The sequence below is a fragment of the Phenylobacterium sp. LjRoot97 genome (genome assembly GCF_964254345.1).
Lineage (GTDB): Bacteria > Pseudomonadota > Alphaproteobacteria > Caulobacterales > Caulobacteraceae > Phenylobacterium.
In genome coordinates, this window is the sequence record NZ_CAXUTH020000001.1 from 2,642,368 (window position 1) to 2,668,006 (window position 25,639).

Below are 25,639 nucleotides of genomic sequence, written 5' to 3' on the forward strand. Positions count from 1 at the left end.
CTTTATTGCACAGCTGCGAGCATCTTCCTGAACCGCGAGAGCGTGAGCACCGAGTAGGCGGAGCCGATCAGGAACATCTTCAGGATTTCGGGCCAGACCATCGCGGGCGTCGCATCGCGGAACAGCACCGCCTGCGAGAAGCTCACGAAGTGGGTCGAAGGGACGAACTGCATCACGTTCTGCAGGAACACCGGCATGCTCTCGAGCGGGGTGTTGCCGCCCGACAGCAGGCTCATCACGATGAACACCGGGAACGCCAGCAACCCGAACTGCGGCATCGACCGCACCATGGTGGCCAGCATGATTCCCAGCGCCGTCACCGAAAACAGGTAGACGACGAGCCCCGCCGAAAAGAGCAGGATCGACCCGCGGATCGGCACCCCGATTGTCAGCTTGACCACCAGGAACAGCGACAGGATCGCCGCGACGATCACCACCAGCCCGTTGGCCCAGATCTTGGCGAACATCAGCTCGAACGGCCGCAGCGGCATCACCAGCAGATGCTCGATGTTGCCGTGCTCGCGCTCGCGCAGCACGGCCGCGCCGGTCAGGAAGATCGCCAGCACCGAGATGTTGTTGATCACCTGGTTGATGGCCACAAACCAACTCTGCTCGAAGTTCGGGTTGAAGCGCGCGCGGCTGTTCAGCTCGACGAGGGGGGCGTTCTCGGGCTTGTTGGCGCCGGGCCAGAACCCCTGCACGGCCTGATTGATGATGTTCTGGATGTAGGACGGCCCGCGGCCCGCCTGGCTCATCGCGGTCGCGTCGGCGATGATCTGCACCTCCGGCTGCGCGTCGCGCGCCAGATCCTCCTGGAAGTCGGGGGGAACGTTGACGACGAAGGTGAACTTGCCGGTGTCCATCGCCCGGTTGATCTCGGCGAACGAAATCTCCTTGGCCGGCAGGAACATCGGCGGCAGCATCGCCTCCTTGATGTTGCGAGCCGCCTCGGAGTTGTCCTCGTCGACGATGGCGATCGAGGCGTTGACCACGTCCATCACCGCGCGCTTGGCGGGGGTGTAGACCGAGAAAGTGAAGCTGTAGACGATCAGGAACAGTAGCACCGGGTCGCGCGCGAGGCTGAGCAGCTCCTTCAGCCCCAGGTGGAAGATATGGGCCAGCTGCCGCATCTCACTTCTCCTGCTTGGGCAGAAGCGCGACCGAGAGCGCGAAATAGGCCATCGCGATGGCGGCCAGGGCGACCAGGCTGGGCCACAGCGTGGCCAGGCCGAGGGCCTTGGTGAACGTGCCGACGCTGATCGCCTGGAAGTAGGTGCTCGGGAAGATCTTACCGACCAGGGCGGCGCTTCCGGTCAGCGAGGACACCGGCACGAACATCCCCGAGAACTGCACCGCCGGCAGGATGGTGATGATCGCCGCCGCGAAGATCGCCGCCGTCTGGGTGGCGGCGAACACCGAGAGCAGCAGCCCAAAGCCCGTGGTCGCCAGGACGTAGAGCACGCCGCCCAGCACCAGGGTCCCGAGGCTGCCCTTGATCGGCACCTGGAACAGGATCACCGCTAGCGCGACCAGCATCACGAACTGGACAAGGGCGATGACCACGTACGGCAACTGCTTGCCGAGCAGGAACTCGGCCTTGGTCGCCGGGGCCGCGTAGAAATTGGCGATCGAGCCCAGCTCCTTTTCCCGAACGACGCTGAGCGCGGTCAGCATGCTGGGGATCAGCATGAGCAGCAGCATCAGGTCGCCGGGAACCATCGCGTAGATGCTGTCGAACGACTGGTTGTAGAGCGCCCGGGTGTTGAAGTTGACCGGCTGGACGCGCGGCGGCAGGCCCTTGTCCTGGCGCAGCTGGATTTCGTAGTCGCTGGTCGCCTTCTCGATGTAGGTGCGCGAGGTCTCGGCCCGGAACGGCTGGGCCGCGTCGATATAGGCCAGGACCGTGGGCGTGCGGCCGCGATTGAGGTCCTGTTCGAAGCCCGACGGAATCTCGATCGCGAACCTGAGCTCGCCGTTGCGCAGCCGCCGGTCGAGCTCCCGGTAGTCGGTGATCGGCCGCTTCTCGTCGAAGTACTGCGAGCCTCGATAGGCGTCAGCGTAGCGCTGGCTGGCCTGGGTCTGGTCGAAGTCCAGCACCGCATAGGTCAGATTGTTGACGTCGAGCGAGATGCCGTAACCGAACACGATCATCAGCAGCATCGGGCCCAGCACCGCGAAGGCCAGACGCACGGTGTCGTGCTTCAGCTCGATCGCTTCGCGGCGCGCGAAAGCCCAGATCCGGCCCACGCTGAAACGGCTCGGCTCGGCGTGGCTGGCGGCCTCGCCAACGGCCGGCGCCTCGGGCGGCGGGGGCGGCTCGGCGGCCACGACGCCGCCGGCGTCCTTCTGCGCCTTGGCTGCCGCCGCGTCCTCCAGGTAGCCGATGAACGCCTGCTCCAGATTGGCCGCCCCGCGCTCGGCGACCAGGGCCGCGGGCGGTCCTTGAGCCAGCACCTTGCCCGCGTGCATCATCGACATGCGGTCGCAGCGCTCGGCCTCGTTCATGAAGTGGGTCGACAGAAAGATCGTCACCCCCTTCTCGCGCGAGAGGCGGATCAGCAGTTCCCAGAAGCCGTCGCGGGCGACGGGATCGACCCCGGACGTCGGTTCGTCGAGGATCAGCACGCCCGGCTCGTGCAGCACCGCGACCGCCAGCGACAGACGCTGGCGAATGCCAAGCGGCAGGCTCTCGGCCAAGGTGTCGGCGACGGACTCCAGTCCGAAATCGCCCAGCAGTTCCTCGACCCTCGCCTTCCCCGCAGCCGGCGGGAGATCGAACAGGTGCGCGTGCAGCATGAGGTTCTGGCGCACCGTCAGCTCGGTGTAGAGCGAGAAGGCCTGCGACATGAAGCCGACATTCCGGCGGGACTCGACGTCGCCGCCCTTGACCGCCTGGCCGAATAACAGCGCTTCGCCCTCGCTCGGCGGCAGCAGCCCGGTCAGCATCTTCATGGTCGTGGTCTTGCCGCAGCCGTTGGAGCCCAGGAACCCGAAGATCTCGCCGCGCTCGATGCGGAAATCGACATGGTCGACGGCGGTGAAGTCGCCGAACTTCTGGGTCAGTCCATGCGCCTCGATGGCCGGCGGACCGCCGCTCGGCTGGAACGGCGTGATGACCGGCTCACGATGCCCGCGGCGCGCCTCCTCGGGCAGCAGCCGGATGAAGGCGCTCTCCAGGTTGGTCGCGCCGACGCTGTCGAGCATTTCGCGCGGCGTCCCGGTCGCCAGCACCTTGCCGGCGTTCATCGCCACCAGCCACTGGAAGCCCTGGGCCTCGTCCATGTACGCGGTGGCGACCAGCACGCTCATGGTCGGACGGCGCTCGCGGATGCGGTCGATCAGCTCCCAGAACTGCCGCCGCGCCAGCGGGTCGACGCCGGTCGTCGGCTCGTCGAGGATCAGCAGATCAGGGTCGTGGATCAGCGAGCAGCAGAGGCCGAGCTTCTGCTTCATGCCGCCCGAGAGCTTGCCGGCCGGACGGCCGCGAAACGGCTCCAGGTCGGTGCTGCGCAGCAGATCGTCGATCCGCCACTCCCGCTCCTCCTTCGACTGACCGAACAGCCGCCCGAAGAAGTCGATGTTCTCGAATATCGACAGCGTCGGATAGAGGTTCTTGCCGAGCCCCTGAGGCAGGTAGGCGATGCGCGAGGAGACCGAGTTGCGGAAGGCGCGGTCGGCGATGTCGCCGCCCAGGACCTCGACTTGGCCCGTCTGAATCTTCCGCACGCCGGCCAGCATGCCGAGCAGGGTCGATTTCCCGACCCCGTCCGGCCCGATCATGCCGATCATCTTGCCGGCGGGGATGTCCAGCGTGACGTCGTCGAGTGCGACCGCCTTGCCGTAGGACTGGCTGACACCAGCGACGCGAGCGACCCAGCGGTCGACGCCGTCGGTCGGAAGCGACCAACCCTCCTCGCTGGTGCGCACGTCCACTACTGCGCTCCGGGAGCTGCGCCCGTCGTTTTCCAGAGGTTCTGCGGCACGGTGGCCTTCGGCTGCAGTTGCGCCGGCCAGGCCTTGCCGTTGTCCCAGCGCACGGTGCCGACGCCGGGCAGTCCGGTCTTCACCAGCGGCTCGAACTGGCGCAGCCGCTGCGGATCGATCTGCAGCTTCACGCGGAAGGTCAGGTTATGCCGTTCCTCGGCCGTCTCCACGGTCTTCGGCGTGAACTGGGCCATCGGCGAGACGTAGGAGACGAAGGCGCGGACCGGATAGTCGGGGGCCGCGTCCAGCACGATGCGGGCCTCGGAGCCGAGCGGCACCTTCCCCGTCACGTCCTCGGGCAGGTAGACGTACATGAACACGTCGCTGAGGTCGTTGACCGAGTAGACGCGTCCGCCCGCCCCGAGCACCTCGCCCGGTTCGGCCAGACGGCGCTCGACCCGCGCCCGGATCGGCGCACGCAGCACGCTGTCGGCGATCTCGGCGCGGAGCCGGTCGGCCGTCGCGCTCGCCGCATCGATCTGCGAGACCGTCTGCACCGCCTGAGCTTGCGCGCCTTCCAGCTGCGCCTGCGCCGACAGGCTGGCGGCGTGGTCGATTTCGGCCTCGCGCTGGCTCACCGCGCCCCGCGGCACCAGTTCGCGCGACCGCACGTCCTGCTTGGCCGCGAAATTGTAGTCGGCGCGCTTCACCGCCACCTGGGCCAGGGCGACATTGCGGGAATCCCGCGCCGACCGGATCTGCGCCTCCGCCTCGCGCAGCTGCGCCTCGAGGGCGTTGGTGTCCATGCGGGCCACGATCTGGCCCGCTTCGACGGTGGCCCCCTCTTTCACCAGCACCTCGGCGATACGGCCAGGATACTTGGTGGAAACGTAGATCTGGGTCGCCTCCAAGCGGCCATTGCCCTGCGCAAACCCGACGGGCAGCGCCGGCGCCCGCAACGTCATCCATAGAAAGACCGCCGCCCCGATGACCGCGGCGGCGAGCAGGAGCAACACAATGTTCCTGGTCGTCTTCGAGGCCTTCGCCCTGGGCTTGGCGCTTCCTGCGCCAACGACAGGCGGCGGTGAATCGGCTTTGCCCGCGACTGTTCCTGCCATGATCATATCCCGCATCAGAATTGCGACGGATCACTGCACGCTGAACGGACGCTATGCCTTCGCCTTAGGGGGAGGCATCAGGTCGAACACTGAGGAATGGGGCGCGCCCACCGGATGAGTTCTAACGACAACCTTGAATTTACTTGATCCTCCCAACAGCCGAGACTGCGGGTCAATCAACGCCGGCCACCGTGTTTGGCGGCAATTTCCTTCTGCAACGCCATGAAACGCCCGGCGGCGCAGGCGCCGATATACTTCTAGGCCCTTTTGCGAATGCTGTTCTCTTGTGCGGCTGACCGAGGGGCGACGGGCCTCGCCGATGGATAAGCCTCGCCTGCGGCGACGATCACCTGATCAAACTGGCTTATCCAGCCGGACGGACGGCGGCGGCCCGGACCCGCAGCGCGGGCCCGGGCTCCGGCTCACTTGGCCGCTGTTTTCTGCGACGACTTGCTGACCGCGATCGTGACCGTGACACGGCGCGCTTCGGCCGCGTTCTTGGGCACGTCGGGGTCTTGGGCGACGGGCGCGGAGCCCAGCGCGGCGGTGGGGATGAAGTTGGCCGGCGAGATCGCCGCCGATTGCTGGAGATATTCCGTGACCGCCGCAGCGCGGGCCTCGCTGAGCCGCTGGTTGGCCGCCGCGTTTCCGGACTTGTCGGCCCGACCGACCACGGCCAGTCGATAGGCGCCCTTCATGCCCTTCGCCTGCTCGGCGATGGCCTGGAGGTCCTGTTTGCCCTTTTCCGACAGCGTGGCGCTGCCGACCGGGAAGTAGACCTTGGTCCTGCCGGCGGGCACCAGGACGCCGACATTGTCGATCCGCTCGGAGTTGGCGGCGACGGCGGCGTCGGTGCTCACCAGGCCGGCCGAAATCTGCTGGGCGGTCTTCAGGTCGCTGGTCTTGAAGGTGACCTCGCTCGCCGTGACCGCCTCGCCGTTCGGGGTGGTCACGACTTCGACCGGCAATCCGCGGATCAACGCGCTGGTCGGATAGTCGCTGCCGCGCACCCCCAGCACGCCGGTCACCCCGCGCACCTTGGTCTCGCCGGTGAGCGCCACCGACGTATCGCCGGCGTCGGTCCGGACGACCATGGTGGTCCCGTCGTTCGAAATGACCAGACCTTTGAGCGAGGCCGGGTCCTGGGCCAACGCGAATGCAGGCGCGGCCCACAGCGTCGCTCCGATCCCGAGCGCCGCGAAAGTCTTCAACGTCTTCATCTGAAGTCCTCGTTGCCGACCGCAAGGAACAGGTCCCGCCGCCCTTGCGGAGTAGAGTGAACCCGCGGATGAAAGCGCAGGAACAGACGCCGCAGTATCGGGCGAAACCCTCGATCTAGACCAAATTGATCTGATCCAGGCTCAGCGGCCGGCTCCCCACCAGACGGGCCACGCCCAGACGGACCCAACGGAGGGGCCGCCAGGCTGCGCAATACCGCGACGCGACCTCAGGGTTACGCCCGATGCCTGGGTCAGGCGGCGGATGGTTTGCTCGTCCGACAGCGCCGTACGCGCCGGCGAACTCGCAACGGGACTTCCAATGGCAGACCAAGACGTCCGAAAGCTGCGGGGCCTGTGGACGGCCAGCGAGCGCGTCGTCCACGTCAGCCAAGCGATCGTCATCCTCGCCGCTCAGCTGCTGGTGGTGACCTCGATCCTGGTGGCGACCTGGATCCTGTACGCGCTGTTCGTCGAGCGCATGACGAGCTCGCTCGGGTCGATCGACACGCTCGGCGAGGTGCAATCGGCGATCGAGCATGTCTTCGCCGGCGTGCTGCTGCTCATGCTCGGCCTCGAGCTGCTCAAGAGCCTGACCACGTTCTTCACCGGATTTCAGGTTCAGGTGGAGATCATCGTGGTCGTAGCGATGATCGCGGTCGTGCGGCACGTCATGCTCATCGACCTTGGACACACCTCCTGGACAACCCTGATAGGCGCCGCCGCCCTGGTTCTGGCCTTGGCGATCAGCTACGCGCTGGTCCGGGTCCGCGGCCAGAGCGCAGCGAGCCCGCCTCCCCGCACGCCTGACGCGGACGAGGCGAACATCATCAACTGAACGGCGGCAGCCGCAGGAAGAAGTCGTCGTGCGCGAGCGCGACCTTGCGGGCGAACCATGCCCCGCTCCCGACGATCGCCTCCTGATCGCCACGCTCCAGGAGACGCGGGCTGTCGCTGCAACCGGTCCAGTCGATGTAGCGCCGGCTGTCGGTCAGCCGATCCGGAAACTTGGCGGCGACGATCGTCGGGATGACATGCTCTTCGCAGATGTAGGTGCCGACGAGGCGGCTCGACCCGTTCAGCTTTCGCAGTTCCACTGCGACCACGTGCAGCGCCTCCTTCGGCAACGACCACCAGGTCTCGCCCTTGAACCACGGCCCCCAGGGCCGGGACCGGTCGCCAAGGCCGCGGCGCCTGGCGTCCAGCCATCGGGAGAAGCGCTCGACGTGCGGCTTCATCCAGAAGATCAGGGGATCGCGCTCTGCATCGGCTCGCAGCCAGCGGGCGTCGATGCGGAAGCCCTGCATCCGGTCTTCCTCGCGCCCACACTCGGCGTCGATGTAGCAAAGCGGCGGCTGAGCGGATCCAAGATCTCGCAAGATCTCTTGCCGTGAAGCGACCGGCCAGTCTGCGCCGCTGACCAGGTGTGCGTAGTCGAAATCGAAACCAAGCGCTCGATCGATCAGCAGGCCGATCGCGGTCTGCAGACTTCGATGGCCCCACCGCACCGCGACGGGATTCCCGATGACATGCACACGCTCTTGGTCGGGAGGTGGATCATCGCGCAGACTTCGCCACAGCTTCGAGCGCCGGTCTGCGTGAATGATGACCCTGTCCGAACTGCCTAGGGGCGCGAGCCGATCAACTAATGCGTCGAGCTGCTCTCGACCTTCGTGTACGAGCACCAGGTAAATCATCCGCATCCGGACACCCTTGACGCCTGCCTACACAAGAGATTGCCGTAGTGTTCCGGTCGGCTCAATCGTGAATTCTAACAACATCCGGGTTTGCACCCGCCGCCCCGCATGCGGCTCTTGGGCTCACCACGGAGGGTGGCGCCCAGCCGCCGCAGCCACCCTGGGGCCATGGCGAAGATGTTCTTGTTTTGTTTTCGTGCAGCATGTTTCCCACGCCGCCCGACCGCAAGCTTCCCCTGCCCGCCCCCCGTCTCGACCAGGCCCGGTACTTTCCCGGATGCGTGGTGCTGCTCTCCTGCGGCGGATGCGGGTGGCGGCGGCGGTATGATCCGCTGAGGATCGCGCACCGGCTCTACACCCTGGGCGACGGCGGGCTGCAGACGCCGGTCGCCGACGTCGCGGCGCGGATCAAGGCGCCCTGCGCGCGGTGCGGCGCGCGGCGCTGGGACGCCTGCCTGGCCTATCCGCCGGGAGTCGACGAGCGCGAGGCGATGCGCCTGCGCCGACGGCTGCGCGACTAGGCGGCCCGCCGCTCCAGGCCCCGCCACCAGGCGTCGAGCGCCTCCAGCTGCGGCGGCAGCATGACGAACAGCGGCGCGGCGAAGGCGGCCCAGATAGGATCGAACTTGGGGGCCACGGACGTCAGGATCGGGACCTGGGCCTCAAGCCCCGCCGCGAAGGCGTCGCTGAGGCCGGTGCGCTCGGATTCGAGCCGCCCGAACTTGCTCAGCACCACCAGGTCGCAGCCGGCGGCGATGTCGCCGCGCACCGCCTCGCAGGCGGTCACGATGCTGCCGGCGTCGACGCTGCAGGCTTTGGAGCCGCGGCCCAGCGCCTGGAACACCTCGAAGCGGCGCCCGTCGGCCAGGCTGCGCAGCTGGGCGTGGCCGGGGGCCGGCTCCTCCTCGACCACCCCGGCGACGCGCACGCGCGGCCCGAGCCGCTCGACGAAGGCGGCGAACAGCGCCTGGACCTGCGGCGTCGGCGCGCCGCGCACCACGGCGATCGGCGTGGACGGCTCGGGCACGCTCAGGCCTTCGGCGTGAACGGCGCGGGGACGCGCGCGCCGCCCTGGCGGGCGAACATCCAGCCTGGATACTCGGCCGGCAACTCGCTGACCTCGTCGAGGCGCTGGATCTCTTCGGCCGTCAGTTCGAGGCCGACGGCGGCGAGGTTGTCGTCGAGCTGCTCGACCGTCTTGGCGCCGATGATCACGCTCATCACGTGCGGCTTGGCCAGCAGCCAGGCCAGCGCCACGCGGGCCACCGAGGCGCCGTGCGCCTGCCCCACCTCGCGCATGACCTCGACGCAGCTCCAGGCCCGGTCGAGATTCACCGGCGGGAAGTCGAAATTGGTGCGCCGGGCGTTCTCGGGATTGTTCGAGCCTGGCCCGAACTTGCCCGACAGCAGCCCGCCGGCCAGCGGCGACCAGACCATCAGGCCCAGTTGCTCGGACGTCAGCATCGGGACCAGCTCGCGCTCAAGGTCGCGGCCGGCGATGGTGTAGTAGGCCTGCAGGGTTTCGAAGCGGGCATAGCCCTTGGCTTCCGACAGCCCCAGCGCCTTGGCGATCTTCCAGGCGGCCCAGTTGGAGACGCCGATGTAGCGAACCAGTCCCTGGCTCACCAGGTCGTCGAGCGCGCGCAAAGTCTCGTCGATGGGCGTGACCGTGTCGTTGCCGTGGATCTGATAGAGGTCGATGTGATCGGTCTGCAGCCGCTCCAGGCTGGCCTTGACCGAGTCCATGATGTGACCACGCGAGGCGCCGCGATCATTGGGGCCCGGCCCCATCTGGCCGAACACCTTGGTCGCCAGCACCACGTCGCTGCGCTTGACGCCGAGGTTCTTCAGCGACTGTCCAAGCCGCTGCTCGGAAGCCCCGAACGAGTAGACGTCGGCGGTGTCGAAGAAGTTCACGCCGGCGTCCAGCGCCTTGCCCATGATCGCGTCGACGTCGGCCTGGGGCAGCGAGCCGATGGCCTTCCAGATGCCGGCCTCCTCGTTGCCGCCGAAGGTCATGGTCCCCAGGCAGATCTCAGAAACGTAGAGGCCCGTCCGGCCAAGCTGCTTGAACTTCATGCGTCGGCTCCTGGCGTTGTCACCACAGCCTACATATCGGTTCGCGACAGGCGCAAGACAGGCCTCCGCCTTATGGACGCGAGATGATCAGCCGCCGCGAGCCGTCATAGGTCGGCAACCGCCGCCAATGGCCGTAGCGCGTATCCCAGGCGCCGGAGGCGAGATCGGCCGAGAGGGCCGCCACGAACCTCGGCTCGACCTCGGGCGCGACGAACCCCCAGGAGGACTGGGCGCGACGGACGGCCTGGTCCAGCAGGCGCTCGGGCCGGGCGTAGAAGGCCTCGGTGATGCCGTCCACGCAGTCGGCGGCGATCGGCACGGTCTCGATGCTCACTTGGCCGCCGAGACCCTCCGCGATCACGTCGATGTCCGGGTAGCGCTGCTGCTCGGCGGCCAGCAGTTCGGGCGCATAGTCGTTGAGCCACCATTGCGACAGCACCGCGCCGTCGAAGGCGGCGACCACGACCGGACCGCGCGCCACGCGCCGCAGCTCGGCCAGCCCCTTGGCCAGGTCGCGCCATTGGTGAACGGTGGCGACCGCCATCGCTGCATCGACGCTGGCGTCGTCGAGCGGCAAGGCTTCGGCGAAGCCCTCGATGCTCAGGCCAGCCCCCGGCGGCCGTTGAGCCCGCATCACCGCCGACGGCTCCACCGCCAGGACGTAGCAGTCTTCCGGCTCGTAGGACCCAGCTCCTGCCCCGACATTGAGCACGGTCCGCGCCGGGCCAAGGGCCTGGCGGATACGCTGCGCCAGCAGGGGATCGGGCCGCCGCTGGGCGCCATAGCCTGCGCCCGTCTGCTCGTAATCGACATCGCCACCGATGGCCATCCGTCACTTCTCCTCACACTCGCTTGAATGTGCGGAGACCTATTTCCTTACAGCATTCGTCAAAACCGAGTTCGGGTCGTGCTATTCGTGAGCCGAATTCAACAAGGACGATCGTGATGCGCCCCCGTCTGCCGCCGCTCTCGGCGCTCCGCGCCTTCGAGGCCGTCGCCCGCCTGGGCTCGGTCGGCCGCGCGGCAGAGGAGCTGGGCCGCACCCATGGCGCGGTCAGCAAGCAGTTGCAGACCCTTCGCCTGGACGCCGGCGTCCCGCTGTTCGACAAGGTCGGCACGGGCCTGGCCCCCAACGCCGCCGGCAAGCGGTTGGCGGCGGCAGTGGGCCGGACGTTCGACGATCTGGGCGAGGCCTATGCCGAGGTGGTGCGCGACGCCCGCGCCCCGGCCCTGCGGATCGCCTGCAGCGCCAGCTTCGCGATGGGCTGGCTGGCCCCGCGCCTGTCGGGCTTTTCCGAGCGATATCCGGATGTTCGGCTGCAACTCTCCATGACCTCGGCCAGGGAGATGCGCGAGGAACGCGACGCCGACCTGGTGATCCTGTGGGACCGCGCGCCCTACCCGGCCGAGGACCGGGCCCGGGCGATCCGGCTGGCCGACGCCAGTTTCGGCCCAGTCGCCGCGCCCGACTATCCGCTCGAGCGGCGGAACGGCGTCCTGCACGTCGGGCGGCGCATCGCGCACGACCACACCGCCGGAGCCTGGACCCAGTGGAGCCAACTCACCGGCCTGACGGTCGAGGCTCCCGCCCAGGTCAGCTTCCCGCACACCCATCTCTGCCTACAGGCCGCGGCCGCGGGCATGGGCGTGGCCATGGCCGAGCGCCGGCTGGCGGGCGCCGACCTGACCGCCGGCCGGCTGATCGCCGTGGCCGAGTTCGCGGACTTTCCCGATGGATTCGCCGCCATCCCGCACCGGACCCGGCCGCTGTCTCCGTCGGCGCGAACGTTCCTCGACTGGCTGGCGGCGGAGTTGGGCGCGAGCTAGCCCCCGACGTTCACCATCCCAAGAACCACAAGGGACGCCGGCACGTTTGGAAGGACATGACCGCCGACCGCCGGCCCCCTACGCCGCCCGTTCGTCCGCCTCCGCGCGAGATCGGAGCCGTCTTGTTGGGCGACCTGCGGGTCACCGGCAGGGCCTATCGCGCTCGGCTGTGGCGCGAGGACGTGCGCGCGCTGGAAACTCAGGACAGCGACCATCTGGTCGATCGCATGGTCTAGGGCGCCTGGCGGGCCTAGACTGCCCCCACGCCCGCCCCTACGCCCAGAGCTATGAAGCGACTGTTCGATTCCCTCGCCGACTGGGCCGACGCCCATCCAAAGCGGGTGCTGGCGACCGCGGTCGTTATCGGGCTGGCGATCACCTTCGTCCTCCAGAACCGGCCGCCGCCGGCGCTGCAGCTTACCCTGACGCCGGTGGTCGCCGACGTATTGGGCGACCCGGGAACGCCGCGGGTCGGCCCGGCCGACGCCGACGTCGTGGTCGTGCTCTACACCGACTACCGCTGCCCGATCTGCCGGCGGACCGATCCGGCGCTGGAGCGGCTGGTCGAACGCGATCCCAAGGTCCGCGTGCACTACAAGGACTGGCCGATCCTGGGCGAGCAGTCGACGATCGGGGCGCGGGCGGCGCTGGCCGCCGAGCGGCAGGGCAAGTACCTCGCGATGCACCGCGCGCTGATGGCCGACAACGCCCCGCTGAACCCCGCCGAGGTGCGCCGGATCGCCGTCGAGGCGGGCCTCGACCCGACCCGCCTCGATGCGGATTTAGTCCAATACGACAAAGAGATAGACCGTCAACTTGCGGCGCACGGAAACCAGGCCTTCGCGCTCGGCCTGAAGGGTACGCCGGCCTATCTGGTCGGGCCCTATCTCATCCAGGGCGGGCTGGACGACGCGGCCCTGGAGGCGGCGGTGGCCCGGGCTCGCAAGGCCGGGCCGCCCAAGCCTCAGCCCGAGTGATCGGAGACGATTCGCCAGCCCTCGGCGGTCTTGTGGAACACCAGGCTGAACAGGCCGCTGGCCTTCTCGCCATTCGGCAGGTCGAGGTTGAACCTGCCGACCACGGCGGCGTAGTTGGCGCCCAGCGGATCGAAGTCGACGACCTCGGTCGAGAGCTTGGGCATGGCCTTCGGATCGGCGAAACGCGGGGCGTACATGGCCCGGATCGCGTCGTAGCCCTGGATGACCTTTCCACCGCTAACATAGTTGATTTGCGGGGCTTTTTCGTAGCTGGCCATGAAGGTGTCGAGCTCGCCGCGGCTCCAGCCGGCGCTGGCGTCGGCCAGCACCTTGGCGACGTCGGCGCGGTCGTCGGCGAGGGCCGGACCGGCGCTAAGAGCTATCGTCAGGGCGATGGCGGAAAGTGCGCTGAACTTCACAATCGGGCTCCTATTTGCGGCGTATCGTCAGGATTTCGACGGGACGTTCCAGAATCTGTCCTTTTACGAACACCACCGGCGGCGGCGCGTCGGACGGCTGGGACTGGATCTTGCGGACCACGTCCATGCCCTTGGTCACCCGGCCGAAGGCCGCGTAGCCCTGACCGTCGGGATTGCGGGCGCCGCCGAAGTCGAGGCTGGTGTTGTCGCCGACCGTGATGAAGAACTCCGACGTCGCGGTGCCGGGGCCGTCGCGGGCCATCGAGATGACGCCGTCGGCGTGCGAGAGGCCGCTCATGGCGGTGGTCTCGTGGGCGATCGGCGGCAGCATCTGGCCGCGGTGGGCGTCGGTGTCGATGCCGCCCTGGATCACCTGGATCGGGGCCTTGGGATTGGGATCGGTCCCGGCGCGGACGACGCGGTAGAAGGTCGCCCCGTCGAAGCGGCCCTCGTCGACGTAGCGCAGGAAGTTGGCGACGGTGACCGGCGCCTTGTCCGGATAGAGCTCGAGCTCCACGACGCCGAGGTCGGTGGTCATCACCACCGGTGTCGCGGCGAGCGCATGGCCCGCCATCGCCAGGGTGAGGGCCGCGCCCAGCACGGCGCGTCGAACGAGTTGCACGGCCACGGCGGCCCTCCCCTTTGTCAGTCGCAGAGCCGGCGGGTCGCCCCGCCGGCTCCGATGGTTAGAACGGCACCCGGATGTTGGCCCCGATCGTGCGCGGCACGATGCGGATGCGCGCCTCGGGATCGAACGGGCTGGCCGGCAGCGCGCGGATCACGCCGCGGCTGTCGAGCGCGTTGTTCGCATAGACCGAGAACTCGATGCCCTCGTGGGTCAAGCCCGCGCGCAGGTTGACGACGTTGTAGGCGTCCATCTTGCGATACGAGGACTGGGCCGGGCTGAACTGGGTGAAGCGTTCGCCCATGTACTGGTAGCCGGCGTAGACGAAGCCGTCGATGTCGTCGCTGATCGGGAACACGTACTCGGCCGAGCCGCTGAAGGTGAACTCCGGCACGAACGGCGCTTTGTCGCCCTTCTTCGCCTTGAGGTTCACCACGTCGGTCGACAGCTTGGAGTCGATGTAGGCGCCGCCGGCCGTCAGGGTCAGACCCTGGATCGGGTTGGCGGTCAACTCCAGCTCGACGCCGTCGCTGGTCGCGCCGCCGACGTTCTCACGGAAGCCGAAGCCGCAATCCAGCGCCCGCTGGGTCTGCATGTCGTCCCAGACCAGGTGGAAGTAGGCGCCGTTGACGCGGACGCGGCCGTCGGCGAACGAGCCCTTGCCGCCGACTTCGTAGTTCCAGACCTTGTCGGCCGCGAAGGTGTTCGGGTCGCCGCCGCTACGGGTGAAGTCGGCCAGCTCGGCGGCGCAGACGTCCTGCGGCACCGGGGTGTTGATGCCGCCATAGCGGAAGCCGCGGGCGGCCTGGGCGTAGACCATGAAGTCGTCGTTCACGTCATAGGAGACGTTGAGCTTCGGGTTGTAGCCGTCTTCCTTGGAGGTGCGGCGCGGCGGGTCGCTGGGGACGGCGCCGTTGAAGAAGCCCGAGGCGTACAGCTTGTACTTCTGTTCCCAGTTGAAGTAGCGCAGGCCGCCGGTGACGCTCCACTTGCCGATCTCATAGGTCAGCTCGCCGAACAGGGCGTAGGTCTTCACCTCGAGGTCGTCATAGCCCCAGTAGGGGTTGTCGGTCGGCGCGCCGAAGTCGTTCGAGTTGATGCCCATGGCGGCGTCGAAGCCCGGCACCGGCACGGTGTTCAGATAGAAGATGTCCTTCTTGTCGGTAAAGGCGCCGACCACCCAGCTGAACGGACCATCGCCCTGCGAGGCGAGACGGATTTCCTGGGCGAAGTAGGTCGAATCCGTGGTGTCGACCAGCGGGCTCGGCTTCACGCCCGGCATCGTGCCCAGCAGGCCGTCGAGCGAGCGCTTGTTGACCGTCGTGCGGTCGAAATACGAGGTCGAGGAGACCAGGTTCGCAAAACCCAGGTCGTAGTTGAGGGTCAGGTTGTAGATGTCGAGCTTGTCGTCGTAGCCGTCGCTCGAGGTGTAGTCGCGGCCGAGGCCCGGCACGCGCTCGAGATCCTCGGGACGGCCGCCGTCCTTGTAGTGATGCTTGAAGTACGAGAGGTCGGCGGTGAAGTCGTCGGTGACCTGGAAGCGCGCCTCGACGCGGCCGCCGCGGGCCAGACCGTCATTGACGTCCTTTTCGCCGGTCGTGACGTTGTCGATGTAGCCCGGGGTCTTGGTGTAGTAGCCCGAGGCGCGGATCGCGATGCGGTCGTTGACCACCGGCACGTTGAGCAGGCCCTTCAGCGAGAAGCCGTCGCCGCCCTCGTTGACGCTCGACACGCCGTACTCGACCTTGCCGTTGAGGACGTTGAACTGCGGACGATGGGTGATCATCCGCACGGTGCCGGTCATCGAACCGGCGCCGTAGAGGGTGCCTTGCGGTCCGCGCAGGATTTCGACGCGCTCGAGGTCGAACAGCGCCAGTTCCGGGTTCAGCGCGCCCATCGAGATCGGGATTTCGTCGATGTAGATGCCGACGGTTTCCTGGTTCTGGGTGTCGTTGTCGTTGCCGCCGCCGTTGGTGACGCCGCGGATCGACAGGCGCGTGCGGCCCGGGCCGTTCTGGTAGGCGGTCAGGCTGGGCACCGAGCCCAGCAGGGCGGTGTAGCTTTCGGCGCCCATGTTCTGCATGGCCTGCTCGCCGACGACGTTGATGCTCATCGGCACGTCGAGGACGCTTTCGGTCCGCTTACGGGCGGTGACGACGAGTTCGTCGACGACGGCGCTGTCGCGAGCCGACTGCGCATAGGACGGCGCGGCGGTGAGCGCCGTCGCCGAGATCAGAACCGAGGCGGCCAGCAGGCGCGACTTGGTGCTCATGGTCATAGGAATCCCCTCCCGAATGACAGGCGCGCGACGCCGCTCCAGCCGGCGCGCGCAATTTTCGAGGCGGGACCATAGGCGTGTGACGCTTCTGCGAATGATGCGCCAAGCAGCCATTCTGATGCGCGATGCAGTCAGTCGCTGCAGTGCAGCAACCGCAGGTGACACCCCCGCCCCGCGCTACCTTCGGCGGAAGTCCTTGGGCGCGGCGTTGAACCGGCGGCGGAACGCGGCGGTGAAGTTGGTCGGGTGCTCGTAGCCCACCGATTCGGCGATCTCGGCGATGGTCATGCCGCCGTCGCGCAGCAGATCCTTGGCCCGCTCCATGCGCCGGCCCTGGCAGAAGTCGAACACCGTGGTCCCGAACGTTTCCTTGAAGCCGCCCTGCAGCTTGGTCCGGTTCATGCCGACCCGGCGGGCCAGGGCCTCGATGGTCGGCGGATCGGCGAACTCGGCCATCAGGATCTCGCGCGCCTGGTAGAGGCTGTCGCGCTCGCTGCGGCGGACCGGCGAAGCGGCGCGAGGGCCCTGCTCGCCACTCTCGACCGTGTCGACCAGCAGGCAGAGCATCTCCATGACCTTGGCCTCGAGATAGCGCTGACGCAGGGCGCCCTTGAACGAGGCGCCGACAATGTCGCCGACCGCGCTGTGCATGGCCGGGGTCAGCCGCATGCCGAGATGGTTGAAGCCCTGCCCCCTGCGGTCGAGATCGCGCAGCAGCCTGGGCAGTTCGTCCGGCTCCAGCCCCATGATCCGGGCCAGGTTGCCGGCGTGGAAATGCAGGGTCAGCGAGGCCAGCCGCTCGCGGCCGTGAATATGCAGGTCGTAGTCGCGCCCGGCCGGCAGGGTCAGGACCGAGGCGTAGCCCTTCTCGATCCGCACCGCGTTGGGGCCGTCGTCGTGCACGCCGATGCCGCCGGCCAGCACGAAGCGCAGCGAGACGAGGTCTTCCGGCGCGCGGATCGGCAAGGTGTAGTGGTCGTCGTAGCTGCTGTCGGCGACGCAAACGAGCAGGTAGTCGTAGAGCCGAACGACGTCCCAGTGGCCGGCGCCATGCTCGACCGGCAGCCGGGCCGAAGCGGCCGGCCCATGACGCGGCGAACGCGGCCCGTCGGCCACGCGTCCGTTGAACCCGTCATAGATGTCGCGAACCTCGGCGCGCGACGACAGAAGGTCGACCATACCCACCCCGCGCCGGCCCTGTGGCCGGCGGCCGGCAAACTGTCGCACCGCAAAGGAATTGTCACGACGGCGGCAAGCAGCGGCTGCGGGTTTGGTGAGAGATGTTACTTTCCGGGCTCGGTATGGGGAGGGAGTCGACGATGAGCGACCAGAACAAGCCGGCGGCGTCGCTCCAGTGGGGCGTCAAGCAGAGCTTTCGCAACTATGTCGCCATGACCGGCGGCACCACCGAGGTCGGCGGCGGCGCGCAGACCACTGAGGACGGCGCCTTCGTGTTCGCCGCGGCGGACGGCGGGCTCAGCCTGGACGCCGACGGGCGGCTGCAAGGCCGCGGCGGGTTCCTCGGCGAGGTGAAGTTCCAGGCCCACGGCGGCATGCTGTCGGTGTTCCTGGCCGACCCGGCCATCGAGGTGGACGACAAGGGCGCGGCCCTGACCGCCGCCGACACCCCCAAGCGCGACTATCGGGTCGAGGTCGCGCGGCTGGACCTGGCGGCCGCCGTCACCGAGGCGTCAGGCGAGATCGTCATTCCCGTCGGGCTGTCGATCGAGGGCAGCCGGCTGCTCGGCGACCACTATGCGCCGCGCACGGAGCTGGACCCGGTGCGGCTGCGGCTGGGTTAGGACCTCTCCGGTCATCCCGGCGAAGGCCGGGCCCCAGATTGATCCGCGGCAGATCGTGCCTTACGCGCCAAGGCGCAGCCCTACGACTTGGGTCCCGGCCTTCGCCGGGATGACCGGATTTTTGACTGCCTCTAGCCCGCGCGTTCGCCGAACTTGGCCCGCAGGGCGCGCTCGACGCTGGGGGTGACCAGCCAGTCGACGTCCTCGCCGAGGCTGGCCAGCTCGCGCGCGGTGCTGGAGCTGACGTGCAGGAAGGTCTCGCGGCAGATGATGTGGATCATCGGCATGTTGGGTTCGAGCCGGCCGAGGATGCCGTGATAGCGGAATTCGTCGTCGAAGTCGGACGACTGGCGCAGGCCGCGGACGATGTGGGTGGCGCCGACGCGGTGCGCGTACTTGATGACGCTCTCGCCCTGGAACGCTCCGACCTCCACCTGAGGCGGCAGTTCCCGCGGGCCGCCCAACTCAAGGTCCATCACCGACTGGCGGATCAGGTCGAGGCGTTCCTCGGTATCGAACAGGCCGCTCTTCAGCGGATTGATGCCCACCGCCACGTGCACGACGTCGAAGGTGAGCAGCGCCTTCTGGATGATATCCAGGTGACCGAGGGTGATCGGGTCGAACGAGCCGGCGTAAATGGCCCGGGTACGGACAGGCTTCATATGCCCATTGGTCCTGCGCCAGACTTGGCCGTCAAGGGTTCGAACGCCCCACGCTGGGGCTTGCGAGCGCTCCGCCGTCGATCGCTACAGCCGGGGCGAAGGCGCCGGTCTGGGGGCGGGCGAAGATCATCCGGGTCGCCTCGCCCTCGGCCCGCAGCTCGACCGGGCAGCCGTCCGAGAGCCGCACGCCCAGGCCGCTGAGCGCCACGCCGCGGACGACCAGCTCGCCGCCGCCGACCGCGGTCAGCGGGATGACGTTCAGGCGCTCACCGCGCGCGGTGAAGCGAACCGGGGCGCCCGCGTCGGTCTGCGCTTCGGCGATGGACCACGGCCGGGTCCCGTAGACCGCTTCTCCGTTGTCGCGCAGCCAGGCGCCCATCGCCTTGAGCCGGTCGAGCTGCGGCGCCGGGATCTGGGCGTCGTCGCCGCGCGGACCGACGTTGAGCAGCAGGTTGCCGCCCTTGGAGACGCTGTCGACGAGCTCCAGCAGCAGGTGCTCGGGGCTCTCGTAGTCGGCCTCGGTGTCGTTGCGGTTGAAGCCGAACGAGTGGCTCATGCCGCGGGTCGCCTCCCACTTGCGGGCCTGGATGTCGGCGAAGCGGACATATTCGGGGGTGCGGAAGTCGCTGTGCGGCACGGGCGGCGGCACCACCCCGTCGGCCCCGCCCCCGGACTTGGCGGCCTTGGCCTCGATCATCCGGTCGAGCACCAGGCGGGGCAGCTTGTGGCGCAGCAGGCGGGCGGTGAAGGTCGGGGTCTTCCAGCGGTCGTTGACCACGCCGTCGGGCACGGCCGCGTAGTAGGCGGAAAAGAGGTCGTCGAGTTCGCCCTGGTCAGTCGGCCAGGAGATGTCGTTCCAGAGCACGCTGGGCTCGTAGCGGTCGACGAGCTCGCGGGTCTGGGCCGTGGCGTAGGCCGGATAGAGCCCGCCGGGCACCGAGCCGACGAAGTCCATCAGGGTGCGCAGCGGCTCGGGATTGAAGCTCCAGTCGATGCCGCCGGAATAGTAGACGCCGAACCGCATCCCGGCGCGGCGGACCGCGGCGGCCAGTTCGCCGACCACGTCGCGTTCCGTGCGCCAGCCCTGGGCGTGGGGATGGGCCACGCGCGAGGGCCACAGGCAGAAGCCGTCGTGGTGCTTGGTGACCAGCACCACATAGCGCGCGCCCGAGCCGGCGATCGCCTCGGCCCAGGCGTCGGGATCCCACTGGCGCAGGCCGGCCAGGAACGGCTCGCGGAAGTCGCGGTAGGGCGCGCCGCCATAGGTGTCCCGATGGAACGCGGCCGAGGGCGTGTCCGGCGACTTGATCGCGTTCTCGTACCACTCGGTATAGGGCGAGAGCGCCACCGCGCGGCGGTAGTCGGTCTGGAAGATGTCGGAGATCTTGCCGACCTTGGGCGCGAAGGCCGGGATCGAGAACAGGCCCCAGTGGATGAAGACGCCGAACTTGGCGTCGTCGTACCAGCCCGGCAACGCACGCCCTGCAAACGCCCCCATGGCCGCCTCCCCTGCGCCCCGGCCGGCGTCGCGGCCGGCGGGGACTATCAGAACGGGCGGGCGGCGGCTTGGCAAGCCGCCGCATATCGATGTTCGATCAGGCAGCCAGGCTTAGGCGGCCAAGTCCTGGCTGGCGCGGGCCGGCGGCTTGGAGAACTGCATGACGCCGTCGTCGACCGAGCCGAAGCGCAAGGCCACGAGATCCAGCGCGTAGTTCTGGTGCAGCTTCCAGGGCTTCTTCGTGCCTTGCTTGGGGAACTGGTCGATGCCGCGCTGGACGTAGCCGGAGGAGAAGTCGAGCCACGGCGCCTCGCCCACCGTCGGGTCGGGCTTGGGCGTGCAGATCGGCTGGCCGGTGCGCTCCATGTGGTTCAGCAGGCGGCAGACGTACTCGCACGTCAGGTCGCACTTCAGCGTCCAGGAGGCGTTGGTGTAGCCGAAGGCCGAGGCCAGGTTCGGCACGCCGCTGTACATCATGCCCTTGTAGCTCATCGTTTTGGCCATATCGACGCGCTCGCCGTCGACGGTGACCTGCAGGCCGCTGAGCAGCTGGAGCTTCAGGCCGGTGGCGGTGACGACGACGTCGGCGTCCAGTTCCTGGCCCGACTTCAGCTTGAGCCCGGTCTTGGTGAAGGTCTCGATCTGGTCGGTGACCACCGAGGCCGAGCCGTCCTTGATGGCGTCGAACAGGTCGGCGTCCGGCACCAGGCAGAGGCGCTGGTCCCAGGGGTTGTAGCGCGGCGTGAAGTGGGTCGCGACGTCGTAGTCCGGGCCCAGGTGCTGGCGCACCATGTCGATGATCTGGGCCTTGGTCTTCTCGGGCTTCTTGCGGGCCAGGTTGAAGAACAGCATGCCGAACAGGACGTTGCGCCAGCGGGTGATGCCGTAGGCGAGCTTGGCCGGCAGCTTGGCGCGCAGCCAGTTGGCGGCGGCGTCCTCGGCCGGGCGCGAGACCACATAGGTCGGCGAGCGCTGGAGCATGGTCACGTGCGCGGCGGTCTTGGCCATCTCGGGGACCAGGGTCACGGCGGTCGCTCCGCTGCCGATCACCACGACCTTCTTGCCGGAATAGTCGAGATCCTCCGGCCACTTCTGCGGATGGACGATCTGGCCCTGGAACTGGTCAGCGCCCTCGAACTGCGGGGTGTAGCCCTCGGCGTAGTCGTAGTAGCCCGTGCACATGAAAAGGAAGTTGCAGGTCAGGCGGACCACTTCCTTGTTCGGACCGACCTGCGCCTCGACCGTCCAGCGGGCGTCGGCCGAGGACCAGGACGCGCAGCTGACATGGTGGCCGTAGCGGATGTGGCGGTCGATGCGGTTCTCGACGGCGGTGTCGCGAACGTATTTGAGGATCGAGGGACCGTCGGCGATGGCCTTGGCCTCGCGCCACGGCTTGAAGGCGTAACCGAGGGTGTACATGTCGCTGTCGGAACGGATGCCGGGATAGCGGAACAGGTCCCAGGTGCCGCCGATCGCCTCGCGCCCCTCGAGGATCGCATAGGTCTTCCCCGGGCAGTTGGCCTGCAGGTGATAGCCCGCCCCGATGCCCGAGAGCCCAGCCCCGACGATCAGCACGTCGAAATGTTCGCTGCCCACCAATGTCACCTATGAAATCGTCCCGGCCCCCCGGCCGGGATTCCTCAAACAATTGTTCGACATCATGCGCTCTCGGACAGCGTTCGCCAAATGTGGTTCGACGCCTTGCAGGAACTGGCCGCGCGGCCTCTAGATGGCCAGGAACGCAACCGGAGATGCCCATGCCCCAGGCCGAGAAACCCCGCGTCGTGATCGTGGGCGGCGGCTTTGGCGGACTGGAGGCGGCCCGGGCGCTCGCCAAAGCCGACTGCCAGATCACCCTCATCGACCAGCGCAACTATCACCTGTTCCAGCCCCTGCTCTACCAGGTGGCGACGGCGGCGCTGTCGCCGTCGGAGATCGCCTGGCCGCTGCGCCACGTGCTGACCCGTCAGGCCAATGTGCGGGTGGTGATGACGCGGGCCACCGGTGTCGACCTGGACGCCCGCACGGTGGCGACGCAGGCCGGCGACTACCCCTACGACTACCTGATCGTGGCGACCGGGGCGGCGCACTCCTACTTCGGCAAGCCGCAGTGGGAGACGAACGCGCCGGGCCTCAAGAGCCTGGAGGACGCCACCGAACTGCGCCGCCGGGTGCTGTCGGCCTTCGAGGAGGCCGAGACCGCCCCGCCCGAGCAGCGCGCGGCGCTGCTGACCTTCGTGGTGGTCGGCGGCGGGGCGACGGGGGTGGAGATGGCCGGCGCCGTGGCCGAGCTGGCGCGCGACGCGCTGAGCCGCGACTTCCGCCAGATCGATCCGGGCCAGGCGCGGGTGCTGCTGGTCGAGGGCGGACCGCGGGTGCTGCCGGCGCTGTCGCCCGATCTGTCGGCCTATGCCGAGCGGGCGCTGGAAGGACTGGGCGTCGAGGTGCGCACCGGGGCGATGGTCACCGACGTCGACGCCGGCGGCGTGGTGCTGGGCGAGAGCCGGGTCGAGGCCCGCACCATCGTCTGGGCTGCGGGCGTGGCCGCTTCGCCGCTGGCCGCGGAGCTGGCGGGCGAGCACGACCGCGCCGGACGCGTGAAGGTGGGCGCCGACCTGTCGCTGCCGGCCATCCCGAGGTGTTCGTGGTCGGCGACGCCGCGGCGATGGCCAGCGACGGCAAGCCCGTGCCCGGCATCGCGCCGGCCGCCAAGCAGGCCGGCAAGCACGCGGCGCGGCAGATCGCCGAGCGGCTGGCCGGCCGACCGGGCGAAGCGCCGTTCCGCTACATGCACGCCGGCGACCTGGCGACGATCGGACGGCACGCCGCGGCGGTGCAGATCGGCCAGGTCAAGCTGACCGGCTTCGTCGGCTGGGTGTTCTGGGGCGTCGCCCACGTCTACTTCCTGATCGGGCTGCGCAACCGCATCGCCGTGGCGTTCGACTGGCTGTGGAGCTGGCTGACCCGCCAGCGCAACATCCGCCTCATTGTTCAGCATCGCAGCCGATAGGGCGAAGCTTCCGCCCTACCCGCTTGACCCTGTGGATGACGCACGGTGATGTAACTCGATACAGACCGGTCGCTCACTGAAAGGCGGGACATGTCGGCGAGACCATCCAAGACGACGGCGGACGGCGCGCCGCGCTCGGCGCGCGACCGCATCTTCGAGGCGGCGCGCGACATGTTCTATCGCAAGGGCATCCGCGCTGTCGGGGTCGAAAGCATCGCCGCCGAGGCCGGCGCGACCAAGATGAGCCTCTATCGCAACTTCCCGTCCAAGGACGAGCTGATCGCCGAGGTGCTGCGCGAGCAGTCGCGGGAGGGCTGGGCCTGGTGGGACGAGATCGTCGGCCGCTTCGACACCCCCCGCGCCCAACTGGAAGGCCTGTTCGACGCCTTCGCCGAGCGTTCGGAAAGCTCGGAGGCGCACGGCTGCGCCCTGTGCAACGCCGCGGTCGAGCTGCATGAACCTAACCACCCGGCCTTCCTGGTCGCCAAGGCCCACAAGATGGAGACGCGCCGGCGGCTGATCGAGCTGGCTCGCGCGGCCGGCGCGCCAGACGACGAGCTGGGCGACGGGCTGCTGCTGCTGCTCGAGGGCTCGCACATGGCCCGCATCACCCTGGGCGGCGAAGGGCCCGACCGGATGCTGCCGCGCGCGGCGCGGGCGCTGATCCGCGAATACGTCGACCGCTGATCCAACGAAAAAGGCCCGCTCGTGCGAGCGGGCCTTTCGCAGTCGCATCAGAGCTGGGGTCAGGCCGCCAGCATCTGACGGCGACGGGCCGAGCGGACCATGGTCCCCACGCCGCCGAAGCCGATGATCATCATCGCCCAGGTGGCCGGTTCCGGCACGCCGCTGGCGACGCTGTAGAGGTCGATCTTGCCGCGGATGAAGGCGCTGTTGACCGCCTGTTCCTTGGTCCAGAAGCCGCCGCTGGGCGAGCCGTCGACCAGGAAGCCGTCGAGGTTCAGCGTGTACTGCTTGCCGCCGATCTGGAAGACCTGCGAGTTCGAGTTGAAGTTCATGGTCACGCGGTCGGCGCAGCCATTGATGTTGATCCCGGTGTAGTTCGCCTGGCCGTTGGCGCACGGGTTCGACTGGTTCGTCGTCTCGTTGTGCGAGAAGTTGTACTCGAAGGTCTTCGTGCCGAGGAACGAGCCGTCGGCCCAGACGTCGGTGGTGAAGCGCAGGCCCACGCCGCTGATCGCGCCGCCGCTGTTGATCGGGAAGTTCACGTGCTGGAACTCGCCGATGTTCACCGAGCCCGACGAGTCGATGGCCTGGTCGAGGCTGGCCGAAAAATCGGTGCCGACGAAGTTGTAGCCGCTCTGGCCGTAGCCGGTCGACGTGCCCCAACGGATCGTGCCGTCGCCGCCATTGGCCGCGATGTTGACGTTGGTGCCGCCGGCCGGGTCGAACCACGCGCCCGCGACGTTCTTGAACTCGACCTGCACCGCCGCGGCGGCCGGAGTCGCGATCGCGGCCGCGAGAACCAGCGCCGAAATCACGGCCGGAGCCTTGACCTGAAATTTGAGCTTATCCACGCAAAACCACCTTGTTGTTGTTCTAGATGGCAGTCGATCTGCGCCACAATTTCGCCACGCACAACAATGTTGCTTAATATTTTAAAATTGCTTTGAACACTCCCCCTGACAGTTGTTTTTATTGAGTTCAAATCGTTCGATATCGCACCGAACTAGTTCATATGGACTATCCTTGAGTACCGTCCGATCCGGCCTATACAGCGTCGAGATCTGACACGGCGCGCGTTCCCGCCATCAGCGTTTCGGCGTGGTCATGGTCCGAAAGACGCCGGCGACATCGCACAGCTAGACCGTGAAGAAACGGCCGCGGCCGACGCCTCGGGCGAGACTTCGCGCGGCCTTCACACGATCTGGACGCAGGCGAGCGACGCGGCGCAGCCGCGGTGCTGGCCGCGCACGACCGACGAGAGGGACCATGGAGAGACTACAGCCGGCCGCCATGGAGGCGCCGCGGTTCGAGGAGCGACCTTGGACCTTTGCGGGCCTGCGCCGCCGCCACGCCCGCAAGGAAGGCGTCTGGCGCGCGCTGGACGAGCAGTGGTGCGCCGCCTCCGAACGCTTCGGCAAGGTCGCGGGCCGCAAGGACGGCGCGGGGTACGGGCTCTATTACGACCTGTTCGCCCAGCGCGAGGGGTTCGAGATGATCGCCGCGGTGGCGACCGACGAGGCGGCCGGCCGTCCCGCTGCGTTCGAGCAACTGCGCGTGCCGACGCGGCGCTACGCCGTGTTCGCCCACCGCGGCCCGGTCACTCGGCTGCGCAGCACCATCTGGACCGCCTGGTACGGCTGGCTGCCCAACCTGGGCCTGCGCTCGGCCGGCGACAGCCTGACCCCCGACTTCATCGAGGTCTATGGCGACGACGCGCGCAACACCGGCGAACCGGCGATCGAGATCTGGTTTCCGGTCCGCGCCTGAGCGCCAAACTCTCCCGCGACGACGCGCGCGATCACCTGTAGAGAACGCGGTG

At 68.2% G+C, this 25,639-nt stretch carries 26 protein-coding genes; 10 read left to right on the forward strand and 16 right to left on the reverse strand.

The genetic code is table 11. The features are described 5' to 3' along the window. Positions 1-2: 2 nt before the first annotated feature. Genes ACSQ2H_RS13155 through ACSQ2H_RS13165 form a run of 3 tightly spaced genes read right to left on the reverse strand, consistent with a single transcriptional unit; the run spans position 3 to position 4,937 of the window. Entirely contained in the window at positions 3-1,130 is a 1,128-nt protein-coding gene (locus ACSQ2H_RS13155) for an ABC transporter permease (RefSeq protein ID WP_436061837.1), read from the reverse strand. Position 1,131: 1 nt separating this feature from the next. Beyond that, positions 1,132-3,933: a ribosome-associated ATPase/putative transporter RbbA gene (gene rbbA, locus ACSQ2H_RS13160; protein ID WP_436061838.1), complete on the reverse strand. Its 2,802-nt coding sequence runs from the start codon at positions 3,931-3,933 to the stop codon at positions 1,132-1,134. Continuing rightward, entirely contained in the window at positions 3,933-4,937 is a 1,005-nt protein-coding gene (locus ACSQ2H_RS13165; RefSeq protein ID WP_436061839.1) for an HlyD family secretion protein, read from the reverse strand. The genes rbbA and ACSQ2H_RS13165 overlap by 1 nt, the downstream gene beginning before the upstream one ends. A gap of 4 nt (positions 4,938-4,941) precedes the next feature. On the opposite strand from ACSQ2H_RS13165, the gene ACSQ2H_RS13170 reads away from it, so the two are divergent. Further along, positions 4,942-5,160, forward strand: a complete 219-nt coding sequence (locus ACSQ2H_RS13170; protein WP_436061840.1) for a hypothetical protein — start codon at positions 4,942-4,944, stop codon at positions 5,158-5,160. Between the two features lie 304 nt (positions 5,161-5,464). Here ACSQ2H_RS13170 and ACSQ2H_RS13175 read toward each other — a convergent pair whose 3' ends face one another. Further along, on the reverse strand, positions 5,465-6,262 hold the full coding sequence (locus ACSQ2H_RS13175) for an OmpA family protein (RefSeq protein ID WP_436061841.1): 798 nt from the start codon (positions 6,260-6,262) through the stop codon (positions 5,465-5,467). 319 nt (positions 6,263-6,581) lie between these two features. Between ACSQ2H_RS13175 and ACSQ2H_RS13180 the strand changes: the two genes are divergently transcribed. Next, positions 6,582-7,097, forward strand: coding sequence for a phosphate-starvation-inducible PsiE family protein (locus ACSQ2H_RS13180; protein WP_436061842.1), 516 nt, complete (start codon positions 6,582-6,584; stop codon positions 7,095-7,097). Here ACSQ2H_RS13180 and ACSQ2H_RS13185 read toward each other — a convergent pair. Continuing rightward, complete coding sequence (locus tag ACSQ2H_RS13185) at positions 7,090-7,962, reverse strand: beta-1,6-N-acetylglucosaminyltransferase (protein WP_436061843.1); 873 nt, start codon at positions 7,960-7,962, stop codon at positions 7,090-7,092. The two genes, ACSQ2H_RS13180 and ACSQ2H_RS13185, sit on opposite strands and share 8 nt — an antisense overlap. 197 nt (positions 7,963-8,159) lie before the next feature. On the opposite strand from ACSQ2H_RS13185, the gene ACSQ2H_RS13190 reads away from it, so the two are divergent. Beyond that, entirely contained in the window at positions 8,160-8,477 is a 318-nt protein-coding gene (locus ACSQ2H_RS13190) for a hypothetical protein (RefSeq protein ID WP_436061844.1), read from the forward strand. Here ACSQ2H_RS13190 and ACSQ2H_RS13195 read toward each other — a convergent pair. From ACSQ2H_RS13195 to ACSQ2H_RS13205, 3 genes are all read right to left on the reverse strand, one after another. After that, a complete protein-coding gene (locus ACSQ2H_RS13195; protein ID WP_436061845.1) occupies positions 8,474-8,983 on the reverse strand; it encodes a DUF2478 domain-containing protein in 510 nt (169 codons plus the stop codon). The genes ACSQ2H_RS13190 and ACSQ2H_RS13195 overlap by 4 nt on opposite strands. 2 nt (positions 8,984-8,985) lie before the next feature. Then, complete coding sequence (locus ACSQ2H_RS13200) at positions 8,986-10,035, reverse strand: aldo/keto reductase (RefSeq protein ID WP_436061846.1); 1,050 nt, start codon at positions 10,033-10,035, stop codon at positions 8,986-8,988. A 70-nt stretch (positions 10,036-10,105) separates the two neighbouring features. Then, on the reverse strand, positions 10,106-10,864 hold the full coding sequence (locus tag ACSQ2H_RS13205) for a class I SAM-dependent methyltransferase (RefSeq protein ID WP_436061847.1): 759 nt from the start codon (positions 10,862-10,864) through the stop codon (positions 10,106-10,108). 116 nt (positions 10,865-10,980) lie between these two features. Here ACSQ2H_RS13205 and ACSQ2H_RS13210 point away from each other — a divergent pair, with 116 nt between their 5' ends. Then, complete coding sequence (locus tag ACSQ2H_RS13210) at positions 10,981-11,862, forward strand: LysR substrate-binding domain-containing protein (RefSeq protein ID WP_436061848.1); 882 nt, start codon at positions 10,981-10,983, stop codon at positions 11,860-11,862. A gap of 287 nt (positions 11,863-12,149) precedes the next feature. Further along, a complete protein-coding gene (locus tag ACSQ2H_RS13215) occupies positions 12,150-12,839 on the forward strand; it encodes a DsbA family protein (protein ID WP_436061849.1) in 690 nt (229 codons plus the stop codon). On the opposite strand, the gene ACSQ2H_RS13220 is transcribed toward ACSQ2H_RS13215, so the two are convergent. The 4 genes from ACSQ2H_RS13220 to ACSQ2H_RS13235 form a co-directional block, all read right to left on the reverse strand. Beyond that, the gene (locus ACSQ2H_RS13220; RefSeq protein WP_436061850.1) at positions 12,827-13,258 is read right to left on the reverse strand and encodes a YybH family protein; all 432 of its coding nucleotides are present in this window, start codon (positions 13,256-13,258) and stop codon (positions 12,827-12,829) included. The two genes, ACSQ2H_RS13215 and ACSQ2H_RS13220, sit on opposite strands and share 13 nt — an antisense overlap. A gap of 10 nt (positions 13,259-13,268) precedes the next feature. Further along, on the reverse strand, positions 13,269-13,886 hold the full coding sequence (locus ACSQ2H_RS13225; protein WP_436061851.1) for a peptidylprolyl isomerase: 618 nt from the start codon (positions 13,884-13,886) through the stop codon (positions 13,269-13,271). Between the two features lie 58 nt (positions 13,887-13,944). Further along, positions 13,945-16,161 (reverse strand): TonB-dependent receptor, encoded by a 2,217-nt coding sequence (locus tag ACSQ2H_RS13230; protein ID WP_436061852.1) that lies wholly within the window; start codon positions 16,159-16,161, stop codon positions 13,945-13,947. Between the two features lie 177 nt (positions 16,162-16,338). Continuing rightward, positions 16,339-17,340, reverse strand: coding sequence for a helix-turn-helix transcriptional regulator (locus tag ACSQ2H_RS13235; protein WP_436061853.1), 1,002 nt, complete (start codon positions 17,338-17,340; stop codon positions 16,339-16,341). Between the two features lie 140 nt (positions 17,341-17,480). Here ACSQ2H_RS13235 and ACSQ2H_RS13240 point away from each other — a divergent pair, with 140 nt between their 5' ends. Then, positions 17,481-17,963 carry an HtaA domain-containing protein gene (locus ACSQ2H_RS13240; protein WP_436061854.1) on the forward strand — a complete coding sequence of 161 codons (483 nt, stop codon included), beginning with the start codon at positions 17,481-17,483 and terminating at the stop codon, positions 17,961-17,963. Between the two features lie 131 nt (positions 17,964-18,094). Here ACSQ2H_RS13240 and coaD read toward each other — a convergent pair whose 3' ends face one another. The 3 genes from coaD to ACSQ2H_RS13255 form a co-directional block, all read right to left on the reverse strand. Next, a complete protein-coding gene (gene coaD, locus ACSQ2H_RS13245) occupies positions 18,095-18,625 on the reverse strand; it encodes a pantetheine-phosphate adenylyltransferase (RefSeq protein ID WP_436061855.1) in 531 nt (176 codons plus the stop codon). Positions 18,626-18,656: 31 nt separating this feature from the next. Further along, the gene (locus ACSQ2H_RS13250) at positions 18,657-20,123 is read right to left on the reverse strand and encodes an alpha-L-fucosidase (RefSeq protein ID WP_436061856.1); all 1,467 of its coding nucleotides are present in this window, start codon (positions 20,121-20,123) and stop codon (positions 18,657-18,659) included. 111 nt (positions 20,124-20,234) lie between these two features. Then, on the reverse strand, positions 20,235-21,719 hold the full coding sequence (locus ACSQ2H_RS13255) for a flavin-containing monooxygenase (RefSeq protein ID WP_436061857.1): 1,485 nt from the start codon (positions 21,717-21,719) through the stop codon (positions 20,235-20,237). Between the two features lie 161 nt (positions 21,720-21,880). Here ACSQ2H_RS13255 and ACSQ2H_RS13260 point away from each other — a divergent pair, with 161 nt between their 5' ends. From ACSQ2H_RS13260 to ACSQ2H_RS13270, 3 genes are all read left to right on the forward strand, one after another. Continuing rightward, positions 21,881-22,981 (forward strand): NAD(P)/FAD-dependent oxidoreductase, encoded by a 1,101-nt coding sequence (locus tag ACSQ2H_RS13260; RefSeq protein WP_436061858.1) that lies wholly within the window; start codon positions 21,881-21,883, stop codon positions 22,979-22,981. Next, positions 22,912-23,133, forward strand: coding sequence for a hypothetical protein (locus tag ACSQ2H_RS13265; RefSeq protein ID WP_436061859.1), 222 nt, complete (start codon positions 22,912-22,914; stop codon positions 23,131-23,133). The genes ACSQ2H_RS13260 and ACSQ2H_RS13265 overlap by 70 nt, the downstream gene beginning before the upstream one ends. 90 nt (positions 23,134-23,223) lie before the next feature. Next, positions 23,224-23,820, forward strand: a complete 597-nt coding sequence (locus tag ACSQ2H_RS13270) for a TetR/AcrR family transcriptional regulator (RefSeq protein WP_436061860.1) — start codon at positions 23,224-23,226, stop codon at positions 23,818-23,820. Between the two features lie 59 nt (positions 23,821-23,879). On the opposite strand, the gene ACSQ2H_RS13275 is transcribed toward ACSQ2H_RS13270, so the two are convergent. Next, positions 23,880-24,671 carry a THxN family PEP-CTERM protein gene (locus tag ACSQ2H_RS13275; protein ID WP_436061861.1) on the reverse strand — a complete coding sequence of 264 codons (792 nt, stop codon included), beginning with the start codon at positions 24,669-24,671 and terminating at the stop codon, positions 23,880-23,882. Between the two features lie 415 nt (positions 24,672-25,086). On the opposite strand from ACSQ2H_RS13275, the gene ACSQ2H_RS13280 reads away from it, so the two are divergent. Next, positions 25,087-25,587: a GyrI-like domain-containing protein gene (locus tag ACSQ2H_RS13280; protein ID WP_436061862.1), complete on the forward strand. Its 501-nt coding sequence runs from the start codon at positions 25,087-25,089 to the stop codon at positions 25,585-25,587. Positions 25,588-25,639: the final 52 nt, after the last annotated feature.